This is a genomic window from Dickeya lacustris (genome assembly GCF_029635795.1).
Classification (GTDB): Bacteria; Pseudomonadota; Gammaproteobacteria; order Enterobacterales; family Enterobacteriaceae; genus Dickeya; species Dickeya lacustris.
In genome coordinates, this window is the sequence record NZ_CP114280.1 from 1,385,009 (window position 1) to 1,401,586 (window position 16,578).

16 protein-coding genes and 1 tRNA gene are annotated in these 16,578 nt (G+C 52.4%); 7 read left to right on the top strand and 10 right to left on the bottom strand.

The window, feature by feature from the left end; genetic code table 11:
• Nucleotides 1-10: 10 nt before the first annotated feature.
• The gene (locus O1Q98_RS06160) at nt 11-457 is read right to left on the bottom strand and encodes a YccF domain-containing protein (protein ID WP_125260251.1); all 447 of its coding nucleotides are present in this window, start codon (nt 455-457) and stop codon (nt 11-13) included.
• Nucleotides 458-613: 156 nt separating this feature from the next.
• Between O1Q98_RS06160 and helD the strand changes: the two genes are divergently transcribed.
• A complete protein-coding gene (gene helD, locus O1Q98_RS06165; RefSeq protein ID WP_125260273.1) occupies nt 614-2,671 on the top strand; it encodes a DNA helicase IV in 2,058 nt (685 codons plus the stop codon).
• Between the two features lie 134 nt (nt 2,672-2,805).
• Here helD and O1Q98_RS06170 read toward each other — a convergent pair whose 3' ends face one another.
• Nucleotides 2,806-3,264, bottom strand: coding sequence for a methylglyoxal synthase (locus O1Q98_RS06170; protein WP_125260250.1), 459 nt, complete (start codon nt 3,262-3,264; stop codon nt 2,806-2,808).
• A gap of 150 nt (nt 3,265-3,414) precedes the next feature.
• Nucleotides 3,415-4,059 (bottom strand): DUF2057 family protein, encoded by a 645-nt coding sequence (locus O1Q98_RS06175; protein ID WP_125260249.1) that lies wholly within the window; start codon nt 4,057-4,059, stop codon nt 3,415-3,417.
• A 239-nt stretch (nt 4,060-4,298) separates the two neighbouring features.
• Here O1Q98_RS06175 and O1Q98_RS06180 point away from each other — a divergent pair, with 239 nt between their 5' ends.
• Nucleotides 4,299-4,712: a CoA-binding protein gene (locus O1Q98_RS06180; protein WP_125260248.1), complete on the top strand. Its 414-nt coding sequence runs from the start codon at nt 4,299-4,301 to the stop codon at nt 4,710-4,712.
• A gap of 76 nt (nt 4,713-4,788) precedes the next feature.
• Here O1Q98_RS06180 and hspQ read toward each other — a convergent pair whose 3' ends face one another.
• On the bottom strand, nt 4,789-5,097 hold the full coding sequence (hspQ, locus tag O1Q98_RS06185; protein ID WP_125260247.1) for a heat shock protein HspQ: 309 nt from the start codon (nt 5,095-5,097) through the stop codon (nt 4,789-4,791).
• 225 nt (nt 5,098-5,322) lie between these two features.
• Here hspQ and yccX point away from each other — a divergent pair, with 225 nt between their 5' ends.
• The gene (yccX, locus tag O1Q98_RS06190; RefSeq protein WP_125260246.1) at nt 5,323-5,601 is read left to right on the top strand and encodes an acylphosphatase; all 279 of its coding nucleotides are present in this window, start codon (nt 5,323-5,325) and stop codon (nt 5,599-5,601) included.
• Nucleotides 5,602-5,668: 67 nt separating this feature from the next.
• Here the strand turns inward: yccX and tusE are convergent, their stop codons facing one another.
• Nucleotides 5,669-5,998, bottom strand: a complete 330-nt coding sequence (tusE, locus tag O1Q98_RS06195; protein ID WP_125260245.1) for a sulfurtransferase TusE — start codon at nt 5,996-5,998, stop codon at nt 5,669-5,671.
• A 154-nt stretch (nt 5,999-6,152) separates the two neighbouring features.
• Nucleotides 6,153-6,821 (bottom strand): FtsH protease modulator YccA, encoded by a 669-nt coding sequence (gene yccA, locus O1Q98_RS06200; RefSeq protein WP_125260244.1) that lies wholly within the window; start codon nt 6,819-6,821, stop codon nt 6,153-6,155.
• Between the two features lie 227 nt (nt 6,822-7,048).
• Between yccA and O1Q98_RS06205 the strand changes: the two genes are divergently transcribed.
• Nucleotides 7,049-7,136, top strand: a tRNA-Ser gene (locus O1Q98_RS06205).
• A gap of 108 nt (nt 7,137-7,244) precedes the next feature.
• Here O1Q98_RS06205 and O1Q98_RS06210 read toward each other — a convergent pair.
• Nucleotides 7,245-7,610, bottom strand: a complete 366-nt coding sequence (locus O1Q98_RS06210; RefSeq protein ID WP_125260243.1) for a DUF4186 domain-containing protein — start codon at nt 7,608-7,610, stop codon at nt 7,245-7,247.
• Between the two features lie 212 nt (nt 7,611-7,822).
• Between O1Q98_RS06210 and O1Q98_RS06215 the strand changes: the two genes are divergently transcribed.
• A complete protein-coding gene (locus tag O1Q98_RS06215) occupies nt 7,823-8,251 on the top strand; it encodes a universal stress protein (RefSeq protein WP_125260242.1) in 429 nt (142 codons plus the stop codon).
• Between the two features lie 160 nt (nt 8,252-8,411).
• On the opposite strand, the gene O1Q98_RS06220 is transcribed toward O1Q98_RS06215, so the two are convergent.
• The 3 genes from O1Q98_RS06220 to ppk1 form a co-directional block, all read right to left on the bottom strand.
• Nucleotides 8,412-8,630 (bottom strand): YfgG family protein, encoded by a 219-nt coding sequence (locus tag O1Q98_RS06220; protein WP_125260241.1) that lies wholly within the window; start codon nt 8,628-8,630, stop codon nt 8,412-8,414.
• Between the two features lie 212 nt (nt 8,631-8,842).
• Nucleotides 8,843-10,372: an exopolyphosphatase gene (gene ppx, locus O1Q98_RS06225; RefSeq protein WP_125260240.1), complete on the bottom strand. Its 1,530-nt coding sequence runs from the start codon at nt 10,370-10,372 to the stop codon at nt 8,843-8,845.
• A gap of 4 nt (nt 10,373-10,376) precedes the next feature.
• Entirely contained in the window at nt 10,377-12,446 is a 2,070-nt protein-coding gene (gene ppk1, locus O1Q98_RS06230) for a polyphosphate kinase 1 (protein WP_125260239.1), read from the bottom strand.
• A gap of 272 nt (nt 12,447-12,718) precedes the next feature.
• Between ppk1 and O1Q98_RS06235 the strand changes: the two genes are divergently transcribed.
• Both O1Q98_RS06235 and pstA read left to right on the top strand, forming a co-directional pair.
• The gene (locus O1Q98_RS06235) at nt 12,719-14,890 is read left to right on the top strand and encodes an ABC transporter permease subunit (protein WP_125260238.1); all 2,172 of its coding nucleotides are present in this window, start codon (nt 12,719-12,721) and stop codon (nt 14,888-14,890) included.
• Nucleotides 14,887-16,533 carry a phosphate ABC transporter permease PstA gene (pstA, locus tag O1Q98_RS06240; RefSeq protein WP_125260237.1) on the top strand — a complete coding sequence of 549 codons (1,647 nt, stop codon included), beginning with the start codon at nt 14,887-14,889 and terminating at the stop codon, nt 16,531-16,533. Before O1Q98_RS06235 ends, pstA begins: the two co-directional genes overlap by 4 nt.
• Nucleotides 16,534-16,578 lie beyond the last annotated feature (45 nt).

Below are 16,578 nucleotides of genomic sequence, written 5' to 3' on the forward strand. Positions count from 1 at the left end.
ATAGCCCTGATTACGGGTAACGCCGACGAGCGTTCGCCTGTCTGGCGGCCTGTGCTTCTTCAATCGACACCACGCGGCGTCCAACAGGCCAGAGTGCAATGGCGGCTATTTTGAAGTTCGCGATTCCGACAGGAATGCCGATTATCGTCATGCACTGGGCTATCCCGCTGAGAATATGTGACAGGCAGAGCCACCAGCCGAAGAGCAGAACCCAGAATATATTGAGCAACGTTCCACCTGCATTGAGTAACGTGCTTGTTTGGTCAGGGCGTAACTCAGCCACATGGATGGCTTCGTTGCCATAGGGGAATAAGGAGAGTTTTGTAATTTCCCAGCATGAGCGCGTCAAAGGCAGCGTGAATACCAGAACAATACTGATGATCGTTGCCACTAACCAGGCAAGTGTCGTGAAGAAACCTCCCAGCACAAAATTGATGATATTGAGTGCGCTACGCATGCTCTGACGGCTCCAGCTCGGGCAAAAAATGGGGGGATCGAATTATCCCACGATGTGTCAGGTTATTGTAACGTGTTTTTCCGGCTAGAGCGTGTGGTCGCAGAACGGTTAAACTACAACTTTGAAGCATCTTCACAGAAAAATGGTGCAGAGCTGATGGAACTGAAATCAACAGTATTGGGGAAGCATCTGGCACAGCATCCCTATAATCGTGCGCAACTGCTCAATGCCGGTGTTCAGGTGAGTGGTGACAAACATGAATATGTCATTCCTTTTAATCAGTTACTGGCTGTCCGTTGTAAGAAAGGGTTGATTTGGGGCGAGCTTGAGTTTGAACTGCCTGATAATCAGGTGGTTCGCTTGCATGGCACGCCGTGGCAGGAAACGCAGCACTTTTTCCGTCATGTTTTTAAAGCCTGGCAGAGCTGGAGCCAGCAGATGAGTGAGGTGTGTACGGCGGTGCTGCAACCACTGGCTGAGGCGATTTCTCACCAGATGAACGAGGATCGTTGGTTTGAGCAATCTTCGCTTGCTGCGTTACAGCAAAATATACGTGCTGGTCTGGCGGCATTGCCTCTGCCGCTAGAGCGTCTTGAGGAGTTTGCGCATTGCCGAGAGTATTATCAGCGTTGCCTGAACCTGCTTGAACACGGCGAAAGCCTGCGCCAACGCGCTAATCAGCAATGGGCGGATGCCGTCATTTCTCGTCGGAAAGCATTTTTCGAAACGGTTGAGCGCTCACCGCTCAATCCTGGTCAGTGCCATGCCGTGGTCAATGGCGAGCGTGGAGTGCTGGTTTTGGCTGGGGCCGGTAGCGGTAAAACCTCCGTTTTAGTGGCGCGAGCCGCGTGGCTCATGCAGCAAAATGGGGTATTGCCTCAGCAGATTCTGCTATTAGCCTTTGGCCGACAGGCGGCGCAGGAAATGAATGAGCGCATTCATGAACGCCTACAGACGGATGATCTTCAGGCCAAAACCTTTCACGCGCTGGCGCTGCATATTATTCAGCAGTGTGGGCGCAATGTTCCGACTATCAGCAAGCTGGAAACACAGTCTGAGTATCGGCGTGCCTTTTTGCTACAACACTGGCAACAGCAATGCGATGAAAAAAAGGCACAGGCAAAAGGGTGGCATCGCTGGTTAAGCGAAGAGTGGCAATCCGCATTGCCTGAGGGTGATTTTTGGCATGATGAAACGATTTCTGCTCGTGTTGTCAGCCGCCTGGAGCGCTGGCTAGAGCTTCTTCGCATGCATGGCGGTACACAAAGCGAGTTGCTGGCATTGGCTGATGAGGAGACTCGCCCGGCGTTACAGCAGCATTTGCGTTTGATGGCTCCTTTGCTGAAAGCCTGGAAAAAGGCGCTGAAAGAAGAAGGTGCTATGGATTTTTCCGGGCTTATCCATCAGGCGGTAAATTATCTGAATAAAGGGCGTTTTGTTAGCCCGTGGCAACATATCTTGATCGATGAGTTTCAGGATATCTCTCCACAGCGAGCCCGGTTGCTTGATGCTTTACGAAAGCAATCACCGGACTCATCGCTGTTTGCCGTTGGCGATGACTGGCAGGCTATCTATCGTTTTAGCGGTGCGGCTTCGTCATTGACCGACGCCTTTACGCATCTGGCAGGCGAGGGCGCGCGGTGTATGCTTGATACGACATATCGTTTTAATCAGCGGATTGCCGATATCGCGAATCGGTTTATCCAACAAAATCCGCTGCAAATAAAGAAATCCCTTAACAGTTTGAATCGTGGCAATAAAAAATCAGTCGTTCTATTAGAGCAGCATCAGTTAGATGCATTACTGGATAAAATGAGCGGTTATGTCACGGCCAGTGAACGTATTCTGATTTTGGCGCGGTATCAGCATCTGCGCCCCGCTTTGCTGCAAAAGGCGAAAACCCGTTGGCCGCATTTACAGCTGGATTTTATGACGATTCATGCCAGTAAAGGGCAGCAAGCCGAGTATGTGATTGTGCTGGGGCTTTGTGAGGGGCGGGAGGGCTTTCCTGCGCCAATGTACGAATCGGTTATAGACGCCGTATTACTGGCACAGCCAGAACCGTTTCCCGATGCGGAAGAACGCAGGCTGTTGTATGTTGCGCTGACGCGAGCGAAACATCAGGTTTGGTTATTGTTTGATAGCGATGCGCCTTCGGTCTTTGTCGATGAATTGCATCAATTGGGTGTGCCGGTGCAGCGTAAGGCGGGATAAAAAAGAGGTGTTCTGATTAGGCGTTGATAGCGATTGAATCACCCCTCGCATGTGAGCAATGTGGCCGAGAATAAAAGGATTGTCACAGCCAGCGCAGGTTGTTGACCCCATGCGCTGGCTGTGAGGCGAGAGGCTTACTTCAGGCGCCCTTGAAGATAGCGCTGGTAATCAGGAATAGTAACGGTAAGTGCCTGACTGAATAACGCTGAGTTGATCAGAAAATCAGCCGTGGAGCGATTGGTTGCAACCGGTATGTTCCAGACGGTCGCCAGACGCAGCAATGCTTTGACGTCGGGGTCATGTGGCACTGCGTTCAGTGGGTCCCAGAAAAAAATCAGCATGTCGATTTTCCCCTCGGAAATCAAGGCGCCCACCTGCTGATCACCCCCCATAGGGCCACTCAGCATGCTCCTGACCGGCAGACCTGTATGCAACTGAATCAGGTTTCCGGTTGTACCTGTCGCATACAAGTGGTGTTCTGCCAGTTGGCTTTTATTCGCGGCAACCCATTCCAACAATGATTCTTTGCAGTGATCGTGCGCAACCAAAGCGATGTGCTTATGCACTTCGATTGTGCGGGTGGTGTACTCCATGGTGGCATCCTTAAAACAGTGAGGTTGCTACAGATTACGGAAACACTGTTTCAGAGAAAAGTGACAGACTGAAAAAATGCGAGCATCTTTCCAAAAACGGTGTTTTTTGCCTGTTAAATCAGCATGCTGAATCATTTGCTCGATAATGGCTTATCGATTTTCTTGCTGGGCCCATTCAAGAAAACGCTGGCGCGTTTCTTTATCCGCCTGTTTAAACCAGTATTGCATAATACCTAATGGGTCCAACGGGTGAGAGGTCGTTGGGGAGAGGGCGACGGTTGGCGGATTGGTAGAAAAGGCAAATGCGCTCACTGAAGCGGTCTGGCCAGACTGATTATAATCGGCCATGCGCTTTTCTATTTCTCGGCTGGGTGTTGCCTCATCAACGCGCAATACATCCATGCGTATAGGGATCGGTAGATTTTTACTGTCCAGCAGTTGATAGTCCGGTGACTGGCTAAAACGCTCTTGCGCTTCCCGCGAGTCCAATACCGGCAAATGAATGGCTACTTCGGTTAAATAACGGGCGTCAAATACCACGATAAGCGTTGGAGAACGATAGAGCTGCTTCTCGGTGGCCGATGACGAAACCGAGCGTAACACCTGGAAAACGAGCTGGTGGTAGCCTTTTTCTAATTCCAGGCTGCCAGCACCGTTGAGTAATAAGCTAGAAACCCTTTTTCCGTCCACCATGATTAATTCAATATCAGGCTGGAGCTTGAGCGTGGTCGCCATCGCCTGTTCACTCAGCAGTAATAACCACAGCGTGGTGGCGAGAACGGAAATAATTTTCATAGCGGCCCCGTGGCGGATTTCATGATGGTATTGTTAAGTAATGCTCAGAATGTGTCAAAATTTTAAAAATGAAATATTTGGTTATTGTTCAGGCGCACTGGGGGAAGAGGAATCGAATAGTGTGATGTCATAGGCAAAATGGCAGCGGCCTGCCGGATATGTTACGTGATATCGCGTGTGCCCAAGCGTGCTGTGCCGGGAGTGGGTAACGTCTGACGGGGTAAATTGGAGGGAAAATCATGCAAGATAACGAACTGAAAAATTTACTAAATTCAGTAAAGACCATCGCAGTTGTCGGTGCCAGCGATAAACCAGACCGACCAAGCTATAGCGTGATGGCGTATCTGGTCGAACAAGGTTATCGCGTGATCCCCGTGAGCCCTCGTCTGGCGGGGCGCGATGTCCTTGGGCAAACGGCGTATGCTTCTCTTGATGACATTCCCGAACCGGTGGATATGGTGGATGTCTTTCGCCAATCTGATGCGGTTTTTGACGTGGCGCAGGCGGCTATTGCCATGGGGGCAAAAGCGCTTTGGTTACAGATAGGTGTGATTAACGAAGCCGCCGCTGTATTAGCGCACAGTGCCGGGCTGGCAGTGATCATGGATCGCTGCCCTAAAATTGAAATTCCCAGACTGGGGCTGGAAAAATAGCCTTCCCTTTCCTGGGCGCTGTTTCCTGCCACCGTGTGTCGCGCATGGGTGTGACAGGAAGACATACAGCACGTTGTTAATGTAAGAGGCGCGGCGCGTGGCGTTTAATGGTTTGCGCCAGAGCATCCAGCGATGGGTGCTCAAGCGCGTCAGCCACTGCGTTGACGAGCTGCTCTTCCGCCAGATATGTGTGAATCGGGCGGCCAAACTGATCCTCCATCACGACGTGATACCAAGGCGCACTACGCAGTGTATCGCTAGCGGACAGCTCTTCCCATTTCGGCTTGGCCAGAGAATACTCTGGGTCGATATCGATAATGACGCCGGGGAATCCCAGTAGCTTATGACGAATCTGCTGTCCGATAGCAAATTTACAGTTAATCATATAACCTCCTGAGAAACGTGTTACACCCGTTAAATGGGGCACCTTCGGCAGTTTTCAAGTTGTCAGATGCGCTATCCTGCTCATTGGCAGCGGCGTTATCCAGTCAAGTGTTATACCCGGTTGCGCTATAATAATCATAGGTAGTTTGCGGTAAAAATACGCGCAAAAAGCACGCATGTTATGGCGATTTTTTGGTCTATTTGGCCATGGGAGCAGGAGAGCGCGATGTCGATAGTTTCCGTAAAAGGGTGGGTCCATGGTTTGGTTCAAGGCGTAGGCTTTCGCTATCACACCCAGCTACGTGCCCGAGAACTCGGTATCACCGGTTATGTGTATAACTGCGATGATGGCAGCGTCGAGTTTGTTGCCAGCGGTGAAACTCTGGCGATAGCGCAGTTCATCGAATGGTTAAAACGCGGCGGGCCGCAGCACGCCAGAGTAGATAATGTCCTGATAGAACCTCATCCATTGATAGCGTTTGCGTCCTTCTCTATTCGTTACTAAACCTGAATTCGTTACTAAACCTGAGCCTGTACGTCATCCATAACGAGAGGCTGAATAGGGATGAGCATTAAATACACTTTACGGGTTTAGGGAGTCCGGCAATTTTTGTGGCTTGCTTGGCTGGCCCTTTGGGAAAAAGACGATAGAGATAGCGGCTATTGCCTTTCTCTTCACCATATTTCTGCGCCATCGCTTTAACCAACATGCGAATGGCTGGCGAGGTATTGAATTCAAGGTAGAAAGCGCGTACGAACCGCACAACTTCCCAATGCGCTTCACTCAGTGCAATGCCTTCCTGTTCAGCCAATAGTGGTGCCATTGCTTCTTGCCAGTCATTGCTGTTTTTCAGGTATCCCTGAGTATCCGTTTCAATATCCCGGCCTTCAAATACAAACATATTGCCTCAGTACCACGTGATGCGTCTTAGCGTTTAGTCGGCGGGTATTTTAACAAATGGAATGGGTGATCTGGCAAGCGATGCGCAAGCAAAATGAAAAAAGGCACCGCAAGGTGCCTTTGCATGCATTCGTTATTGCTGCGTTGGTGTGGTGCTATTCGCTGCGCGACATGCCAAGCAGACTCAATAAGCTGACAAATAAATTGTAGATGGAAACATACAAACTAACGGTGGCACGAATGTAATTAGTTTCACCGCCATGAATAATATTGCTGGTTTCCCACAAAATCGCGCCGGCAGAAAACAGAATAAACATCGCACTGATGGCCAGATGCAAGCCAGGCAGATTAAGGAACAGGTTTGCCAGTGTCGCAACGAGTAACACGACAAACCCGGCCATTAGCATGCCAGACAGGAAAGACATGTCTTTGCGGGTCGTCAGCACATAGGCGGAACAACAAAAGAACACCAGCGCGGTGCCGCCAAGAGCCAGCATAATAATGTCGCTAGCGCCTGCGGCGATAAGCGCACTTAACATCGGGCCAAGGGTGTATCCCATAAAGCCCGTCAGGGCAAACGTCGCCAGAATACCGGCAGGGCGTTCGGCCAGACGATAAGTGAGAAACATCAAACCGTAGAAGCCGACCAACGTCAGAATTAAGCCAGGAGAAGGCAGCTTCAGCAGGGTACTGAGCGTCGCGGTGACAGCGGAAAACCCCAGTGTCATCGATAACAGAAAATAGGTATTACGCAGAACCTTGTGACTACTCAGTAGCGATGAGGCGCCTGTGCGCGTAGAGGTAGAAGTAATGATACGATCCATAAATAACGACTCTCTGTGATTTAGGGGCCATTGTTGTGATTTTAAAGATAGATAGTTGCCATATGTTATTAAAGCCGTTTTACCCTTCTTTACTCATCATATAGCGTAAAATTTGACATAAATGATGGTTTTGTGCGCGCTTGCATGCACTTTGGCTGTTTTTGCGGCAGTTGAGCAATATGGCGCTTTACAACATTCATCGTACTGTTTATAGTTCGCGTCGTTGCGGAGGAGTGGCCGAGTGGTTGAAGGCACCGGTCTTGAAAACCGGCGACGCGAAAGCGTTCTAGAGTTCGAATCTCTACTCCTCCGCCAAAATTCTAACGGGTCAGCAAATGCTGGCCCGCTTTCGTTTATGCGCGATATTCCTCTCTTGTGTTTGTGGCTAGCGCTACGTCGCCTTTCAAGTCTCTTTCTAGTGAATCATTGTGCTGATGATGACAGCTCACGCTCCAGCCAATACAGAATCACATTCACAATATAGTCTTTCTGTTTCAGGGTTAATGCAGCGTGCTGTGGGATGCCGTGCCATTTCTCCAGGCAGCGACGACAGCAAGTGGCCGTGGCGTGTTGGGCGATAAAAACCGGATGCCCACGCATGGGCGTCTGTTTACCATCATTCACGGGGGTGGCAGGCATCAGGCGCTGTGCAATAAAGTCAGCGGCGTGGGCTGCAATCACCGCTTTGCCCTTGTTAATACAGTATGCTCGCTCCTTTGCGCCTAACTGAAAACGCTGGCGAAAACGAGAGCGCGATAAGCGTGAAAACAGCGAGTCAAAGGCGGACATAGCAGAAATAGCCTGATAGAACGTGATGACGTTTAAGACTATGCTTGCTGTCTCATCCATTCAATATTTTTATAACTTATTGTATTTTATTACGAATATTGTGACTTGAATATCGATATACCTCACAAACGGGGTAAAAATCGGGCGCCTGGCACACCGAAACGGACTACGCTTTGACTATAGCAATATGCGTATTACGCAAGGAGGTCATCATGTACAACACCATTTTAGTCCCGGTGGATATTGAAGAAGAGGAACTGACACAAAAGGCGTTATTACATGCGGTTGCGCTGGCTAAACCCTCGCAGGCTACGGTGCATTTGTTCCATGTACTTCCAGATGCTTCGGCGTTTATGTCGGCTTATTCTTTTGGTATCAAAGAGTTCGAGAATGAAGCGGTTATCAAGGCGGACGGCAGGTTACATGCACTGCTGAAAACCATCGATTTACCCGCTGAACGCCTCTCTCACAGCATCAGCTTTGGTATTCCCCGGGACGAGGTTCTCGCGCTGGCAAAGGAAATTGACGCCGATTTGATAGTGATTGGCTCACGTCGGCCTAATGTAAAAACCTACCTGCTGGGATCGAACGCAGCGGCGATCGTTCGTCATGCGCCAACCTCGGTATTGGTGGTGAGGTAAGACGGGAGACGATGCGGTTTTGCCACTGGCACTGTGCTGGATATAACCCATCGCGCAGGCAACGCCGTAACGTGCTTTTGATTAAGTTGTTTGGGCACATTAATGCAAATCACGCCGATTTGTGGTGTGAGCGAGGTGTGTTTGCAGTAGCCGAGGCGGGCTATTCGCGTTGCGGGGGAGCGACCGGTGCGACGATAGCCGGTTGCTCAACGCGGGGCGATGACTGGCTTTGGTGGTGGAAAAATGCGCCAATAGCGGAATAGGCGAAACGGCCAAACAGGATCAAAAAACTTATCATCAATACAGTACGAGCAATGCGCGTACCGGGCCGTCGTCGCTGACGTAAAGCAATGCGTCGTTTATGGGTCAGTGTTGTCATAACCAGTGGTTTCTCCGTGTTTCGCGAACAGTCGCTGTATTTTATTTAGGCACAAGCGGGGGAAGGGGTCAATCTGGCAGGGGAAAAAAGCGCACAACAATGTGGCCGGATGTGCGGTTTGTATGAAGTATGTGACGAGCGGCACAGAAAAATCGGTATCAAAACGGTGCCCGGCCATCCTGTGGCAGTACGACCGGGCGGGATGTTACAGGTTAGGTCGCTTCCTCTTCGATAACGAGTTTCCAGCCGCTGACATCCTCCCAATATTGCTGCTCCCGCTCCAAATCAAGCAAGACCAGCGTATTTTGGTTAAAGAAACCGGCAGGGAAAAACAGCGTCCAGCTACTTTCGCCAGCAACGAGACGCAGCGTTTTTGGCGTGGTCGTTGCCTGGCGCTGATTGTTTAGCAATGTGGCCAGGCGCAGTAATTGCACCATCGGCAAATACTGCTTCTTTTTAAACAGGTTAAAGCGCGGCAACTCTTCCAGCCTGACCGCTTTGCGGTGCAGGCGCACCATCAGGGCCAGTAACTGTTGTTGTTCCTGATTAAACCCCGGCAGATTGGTGTTTTGCAGAATGTAGGCCGAATGGCGATGCATGCCACTATGGTTAATTCCTAAACCGACCTCATGTAACATGGCGGCCCATTTCAGTAGCGCTTCTAACTGTGGGTGTACCAGCGACGCGTTTTGCTGTGCCCATTGGTTGTAAAGCAACTCGGCGGTTTCCCGAACGCGCTTGGCCTGTTCTCGGTCAATGTTGTAATGGCTGGCCAGACTTTGTGCCGTGCGAATACGAATATCCTGATGGCGAAAGCGTCCTTCCATTTCATACAGCACCCCTTCGCGTAAGGCACCGTCTGATAACCGGAGTTCTTTGATGGCCAGCGCATCAAACACGCCACAAAGAATGGCAAAACCCGGCACCAGCACCGTTTGACGATCTTCCGTCAGGCCCGGCAGACTCAGCGCGCGAAAGTTTTTGAATTGCAGAATACGCTCACGCAGCATTTCCAGCCGCTCGGGTGTAATAAAGCCGTCTTTTTCTCCCATTGCGACCAGAATTTCGCAGGTCGCTTTAATGGTGCCAGAAGCGCCCAGCGCGTAATCCCAGCCGTAGATACGGTATTCCCAGGCCAGCGTTTCCAGTTTTTGGGCCGCCGCCAGGCGCGCGCGACGAAAATTGGCTTCGGTTATCTCGCCATTAGGAAAAAATTGCTGGGCGAAGCTGACGCATCCCATCCGGCGGCTTTCGACGAGCATGGGCTCGAAATCCTCGCCGATGACAAGCTCGGTTGAGCCCCCGCCGATATCGATAACCAACTTGCGGCCTTTCTCCGGTTGGGTGTGCTCTACGCCCATGAAGATTAAGCGTGCTTCTTCATGACCGGAAATAATTTCAATGGGATAAGGAATGATTTTTGCCGCGCGGCGTAAAAAATCCTGTGCATTTGCCGCCTGACGCAGCGCATGGGTGCCGACAATGGACACATTGGTGGCCGGGAAACCTTGCAAGCGTTCGGCGAAGAGCGCCAGACAACCCAGCCCACGCTGGATAGATTCCTCGCTTAAGTAATTCTGGCTATCCAGACCGTCAGCGAGGTGAACGCGTTGCTTCAGGCGGCTTAATACTTGCAGCGCACCGTTCACCACACGGGCGACGACCATGTGAAAGCTGTTTGAACCCAGGTCAATGGCGGCAAATTCCTGGGGTTGTTCGGTATATTCGTTTGTTAAAGGCATTGGGTCAGGCCTGTTCTCCGGGTTGCTCAAGCGCCTTGATATAGTCATAGATGGCTGTCTGGGCGCGAACCTTGCGCCGATTACCCCGGGTGACATAGCGATTGCTCATTTCCTTGTCGACCACACGGGCTTTTACCGTATCACTGAACAAGATATCCAGAATGTCCAGCACCCTTCCCTTCAGACGAAGATCCAGCACTTCCACGGCGACTTCAATACGGTAATCGATATTGCGCGTCATCCAGTCAGCGGAAGAAAGAAAGACCTTATGATCACCGCCATTGTGGAACACATAGACACGATCGTGCTCAAGGTAGCGGTCGAGAATACTGATGACGCGAATATTATCGCTGATCCCTGGAAGTTCTGGAATCAGAGAGCACATGCCGCGCACTAATAGATTGATTTTCACCCCGGCACCCGAGGCGGCATACAGCCTATCCACCAACCCTTTATCAACCAAATTATTCACTTTTAACGTGATTCTGGCTTCCTTGCCTGCAAGGGCGTTATCAATTTCGTTATCGATAAGTTGATACAACCGGTCGCGGGAGTTTTGCGGTGAAACCAGCAAATGGTCAAAGCTCACCGGTCGGTAAGGGTTTTCAATGAAGTTGAATACCCGCCGTACCTCGTTGGTAATACGCTCATCGGCGGTTAGCAAGGAGTAGTCAGTATACAGTCGGGCGGTTTTTTCATTGAAATTACCCGTGCCGATGTGGGCATAACGCACCACATTGTCCCCCTCTCTACGCGAGATAAGGAACAGTTTGGCATGGATTTTTAACCCCGGCACAGAAAAGATGACATGCACGCCAGCCTGCGTTAGCCGCTTGGCCCAGTGGATGTTGGCTTCTTCATCAAAGCGCGCCTGCAACTCCACCACCACGGTCACTTTCTTGCCATTATGGGCGGCGTGAATCATCGAATTGATGATGCGTGAATCTTTCGCGACACGATAAATATTGATTTTTATCGATAAAACGCTGGGGTCAAACGAGGCCTGACGCAATAACTCCAGAACGTGCTCGAACGTATGATAGGGGTAATAGAGCAGTACATCGCGGTGGCGAATGGCGTCAAACCCATTGCGAAACTGGCTGAACCAGTGATGCCGCAAGCGCGGCAGCGGTTTATTGACCAGATTGGCCCGGCCAATATTGGGAAAACCGATGAAGTCTTTGAAATTGTGGTAACGACCGCCGGGAATGACCGAATCATAGGATGAGATGCCAAGCTTGTGCAGCAGGCACTCCACCATGGCATCCGGCATATCACGTTGATAAACAAAACGCACCGGCTTGGCAGTCAAACGCTGTTTCAGGCTGGATGACATCAGTTCCAGCAGGCTTGACTCCATCTCCGTGACCAAATCGTATTCGGCATCACGGGTCATTTTCATCGAGTAGGCGTTGAGCGTATCGAAATCGAAAAAGCCACGGAAGATATCGTCCAGACAATAGCGCAGGATATTGTCGATGAGGATCATAGTCTTGCGTCTATGCGGCGCTTCCGGTGGCAGGTCAACAAAGCGCGGCACTTTATCGGAAGGGATTTCCAGCAGCGCATAATCGATTTTATCACCACGAATGATCTCAACGGCCAGATAGGTGTAATCGTCTTTTAGAAACTCGACCAGATTGGTTTCCGGTAAGAGGAGAATCGGGGTGATATGGGGGCGCAGATTTTGCCGGAAATAGTCGCGTAGCCAGATTTGCTGGTTAGGGGAAACCTGACGCTCATTGACTAGGAAAATCTGGTTGCGGGCCATCTCCAGCAGCAGCTCGTTATAGAGATTGTCAAACAGCTGATCGGTTTTCAGCACGCGGGCCTGAATGTTGTTTAACAGATGACGCAGCGCGCCATCAGAGCCTTGTTCTTCGTTAATCAGGATACGGCGTTTGAGGTCGGCAAAACGGACTTTGTAGAATTCGTCCAGGTTGTTGGAATAGATACCGAGAAACCGCATGCGTTCGATTAATGGATTGGCTTTATCTGCGGCCTCCTGTAACACGCGTTCGTTAAAAGACAACCAACTCAACTCTTTGTCTATATAGAGTTTGTCCTGACTCATTATCGCTCCGTTACACTATTTTGACTTAAGTGTAGCTACTATCCACATTTATTATGGCGCGCACATGACGGTGAAAGCGAATGCGCGTATCGACTTACCATTGTCATATTACGGGGGGAAAGGCAACATATGTTACCCCGTTATTGACGGTAAATTGAATGTCGGCCTGATAGTTAACCGTCTGGAAACACAAGGCAAGACGTTCTACACCCCCTTTGATGGCGCATCACAGGGGCTGATCTTTCACGATAGAGCAGGAACAACGGCTACCCATGGCAAACACAGACGATTTAGCGTATCGGGATAAACGACGGGTGTGGCTGGATAGTCTGACGCGGCGGATGGTGGTGGCGAGCGCCTGGCTGGTATTGCTCGCACTGCTCGCCATTTTTTGTTACCTGCTGTATGTGGTCGCGCCGCTCTTCTCGCCACCCGCGATACGCCCGCTAATGCCGGTGTCGGTGAATGCCGAAGAGCCGACGCGGACGTTAGGCATCAGTGATAACGCGCAATGGGCTTACCGCATCACGGCCTCCGGCTATGGCGAGTTTATTGCGCTTGCGCGGGGCCAGACGGTCAGCCGGGTGCGGTTAACCTCATCGCCGGTGATACAGGCCGCCGTCAGTGCAGGTGAGCACCCACTTATCGTTTTAGCTCTGGCCGATGGCCGATTTCAGGTCGTGCGCCCGGAAATGCCGCTCTCCGCGCAGGCCACACCGCAATGGCGTTATCCGTTTGGCGAGCAAGCGCTGGGCGTTGCACCCTCGGCGGCGTTTTCCTCTTCATCTGGCTCACTGCCGCTCGCGGTGGCCGAGATGTCCGACGAGTTATGGCTGGCGCGTGCAGAAGAGGGCGGCACACTACGCCTTTATCGCCTGAGTGCCGGTGGCGAAATGGCGTTCTGGCAGACTGCCGCTACAGAGGCGATAGAGCAACTGCAACTGACGCCGGATGGCCGCACCCTGTATAGTCTGTCCGGCAATCATCTCACGCAGTGGCAGCACGGTGAGCAAGGGCTTACTGTGGTTGATAGCGTTTCCCTTGACGGACGAGCACCGTGGTCGTTGTCTTTACTCGCAGGCGGCCACTCACTGCTGCTCCATGATGCCGATGGCCGTCTCAGCCAGTGGTTTGCCATGCCCGGCGCGCAAGGGCCGCGTCTGGGGCAGGCGCGTGCTTTTGCGGCGGCGGCCCCCGATGCGCGGTTGATTTTTGAGCCGCGCCGCCGGGTGTTTGCCACGCTGGATGCCCAAGGCCGCTTTGCCCTGTTTGCCAGTAAACCCGCTGACGCATTGTTAAATACCCGTCTGGCGGCCGGTGCGCAGGCGGCCGCGTTTTCAATGCAGGGGCGGGCATTGCTGCTGGAAACGGCAACGGCCTTACAGCCTTATCAACTTGATAATGCCTACCCGGAGCTTGGCTGGCGTGGATTATGGCAGCGGCTGTGGTATGAAAATTATCCGGCGCCCGACTACGTATGGCAGCCGACCGCCGCCGATGACAGTTATCAGGCCAAGTTTAGTCTGGTTCCTTTATTGACCGGAACGTTTAAAGCGGCATTGTGCGCAATGGTGTTTGCCACCCCGCTGGCATTGGCTGGCGCTATCTATACGGCCTGTTTTATGTCTGCGTCGCTGCGTCGCTGGATAAAACCGGTGATGGAGATAATGGGAGCCTTGCCGACGGTGGTGATTGGCTTAATTGCCGCGCTGTGGTTAGCGCCTTATATGGCGACGTACCTGAGCGCCCTGTTACTGATCCCTTTTTTATGGGGCGCGATGGTGCTGGGGGCCGGCTGGTTACTGGAGCAATTACCGTCACGGTGGCGCGGCCATCGCCCGGGGTGGGATGCGCTATGGCTGATTCCCGCTATGGTGCTGATGTTGGCGCTGGCAGGCTGGCTTGGCCCATGGCTTGAGTTACGCGTGCTTGGCCAACCGCTGTGGCAATGGTTAGGTGAGGATTTTAGTCAGCGTAATACGCTGGTGGCCGGTATTGCACTCGGTTTTGCCCTGATCCCGCTTATCTTTTCCCTTGCTGAAGATGCTCTGTTCAGTGTGCCTGCGCGATTGACTCAGGGCTCACTGGCGCTTGGGGCCAGCGCCTGGCAGACACTGTGGCGGGTGGTGCTGCCATCGGCCAGCTCGGGGATTTTTGCGGTGCTGATGTTGAGTTTTGGCCGCGCGGTCGGCGAGACCATGATTGTGTTGATGGCGAGCGGCAATACACCGGCGGTTGACAATAATCTGCTGCAAGGATTGCGATCGCTTGCGGCGAATATCGCTATTGAAATGCCGGAGGCAGCGATAGCCAGCGCTCACTATCGCGTGTTGTTTTTAGCCGCATTGGTGCTGTTTGTGTTTACCTTTTTAGTCAATTCACTGGCAGAAGTGATTCGCCAGCGCCTGCGGCGGCGCTATCGGGATGAAGGAGAGATGTCATGAAGCGCTGGCTGGCGACAGGGACGCCCTGGGTGTGGTTAACCGCATCGGCCATTACCTTTAGTCTGGTGGCGATAGCTGCGGTTTTCAGCCTGTTGATAAGCCAGAGCGCCCGTTACCTGTGGCCGCAACCGGTGTGGTTGCTGACTCAGAGCGATAGGCAAGGCAGTGAACGTGCGTGGCTGGGTGAGCGTTACGACGCCTACCCATTGACTCACCAGCAATTGCTGGATGCAGGTATAGCCCATGCGCCGCCAGACGGTGCAACGCGCTATCTGATGAAGACGGGCTTTCGTGAGCTGTATGGCCAAAGTTTTCAGTCATTTCTCTCGCACACCATTACCGACATGCGCCAGCCGATAGAGGTACTCGCGGTGCGCCGCGCAACCAATGGCATGGCCTATGGCTATCTTGATGGCATGACAGAAGACGGGCAACCGCTGGTGTCGGAGAATTTATCCGCCGTTTTACAGCAACGCATTGTGCGGGTGCATGAATGGATGGCCCAGGCGCAAGAGATGCGCATTAACGACATGAGCCGGTTAAATGCGCGTTTTGATGACTTACGCCAGCAAGAAGTGCGATTACAGCGCGAGCATCGGCTGGACTCTCAGGCGCAGGCTCGGCTGAAGGCTGGGCGCAGCGAACTTGAGCACCAGTTTGATGTGCTTAACCAGCAATTACTGGCGCTGAATGCGGATATCAACCGCACGGCGCTGGTGTTGCGCGATGCGCAGGGGGGCAAGCATGTCATCCCGGTCAGCATGATTGAACGAGCCTGGTATCCCAACCAGTTATCCATGACAGAGAAAGCGCGTCAGGCCGCCGATGTGCTGGTGACGATGCTGACGCGTTTTGCGCCAGACGACAGTAGCCCCGGGCAACTGTTTCCGGCCATTTTCGGCACGGTGCTGCTGGTCATGCTGATGTCGGTCATCGTGATGCCGCTTGGCGTGGTAGCAGCGGTGTACCTGCATGAATATGCTGATAATAACAGCCTGACCCGCTGGGTTCGAATTGCGGTGGCGAATCTGGCGGGGGTGCCATCGATTGTTTACGGGGTCTTCGGTTTAGGCTTCTTTGTCTATTTGGTTGGCGGCACGCTGGATCAATGGTTTTATGCCCAATCGTTGCCGAGCCCAACGTTGGGGACGCCTGGATTGCTGTGGGCGTCGTTAACGTTGGCCCTGCTGACGTTACCGGTGGTGATTGTATCAACCGAAGAGGGGTTATCACGCATTCCTCTGGCGTTGCGACATGGCTCACTGGCGCTGGGAGCGACGCGCGCGGAGACGCTCTGGCGTGTGGTGCTGCCAATGGCCGTGCCCTCAATGATGACCGGATTGATACTGGCGATTGCGCGTGCGGCGGGAGAGACGGCCCCGTTGATGCTGGTTGGCGTGGTGAAATCAGTGCCTGCGCTGCCGGTGGATGCCGCGTTCCCCTACCTCCATTTGGAGCGAAAATTTATGCATTTAGGGTTTCAGATCTATGATCTGGCTTTTCAGAGCCCGGATGTGGAAGCCGCCCGCCCGTTGGTGTACATCACGGCGTTGCTGCTGGTGCTTATCGTCGTGGCGCTGAATTTGGCGGCGATCGGCATTCGTCACGTGTTGCGTGAAAAATATCGGGCAATGTCGCTCTGATTAAGCGCCAATGGGATAACCGGGCGCTGAAACCAGACAGAGGAA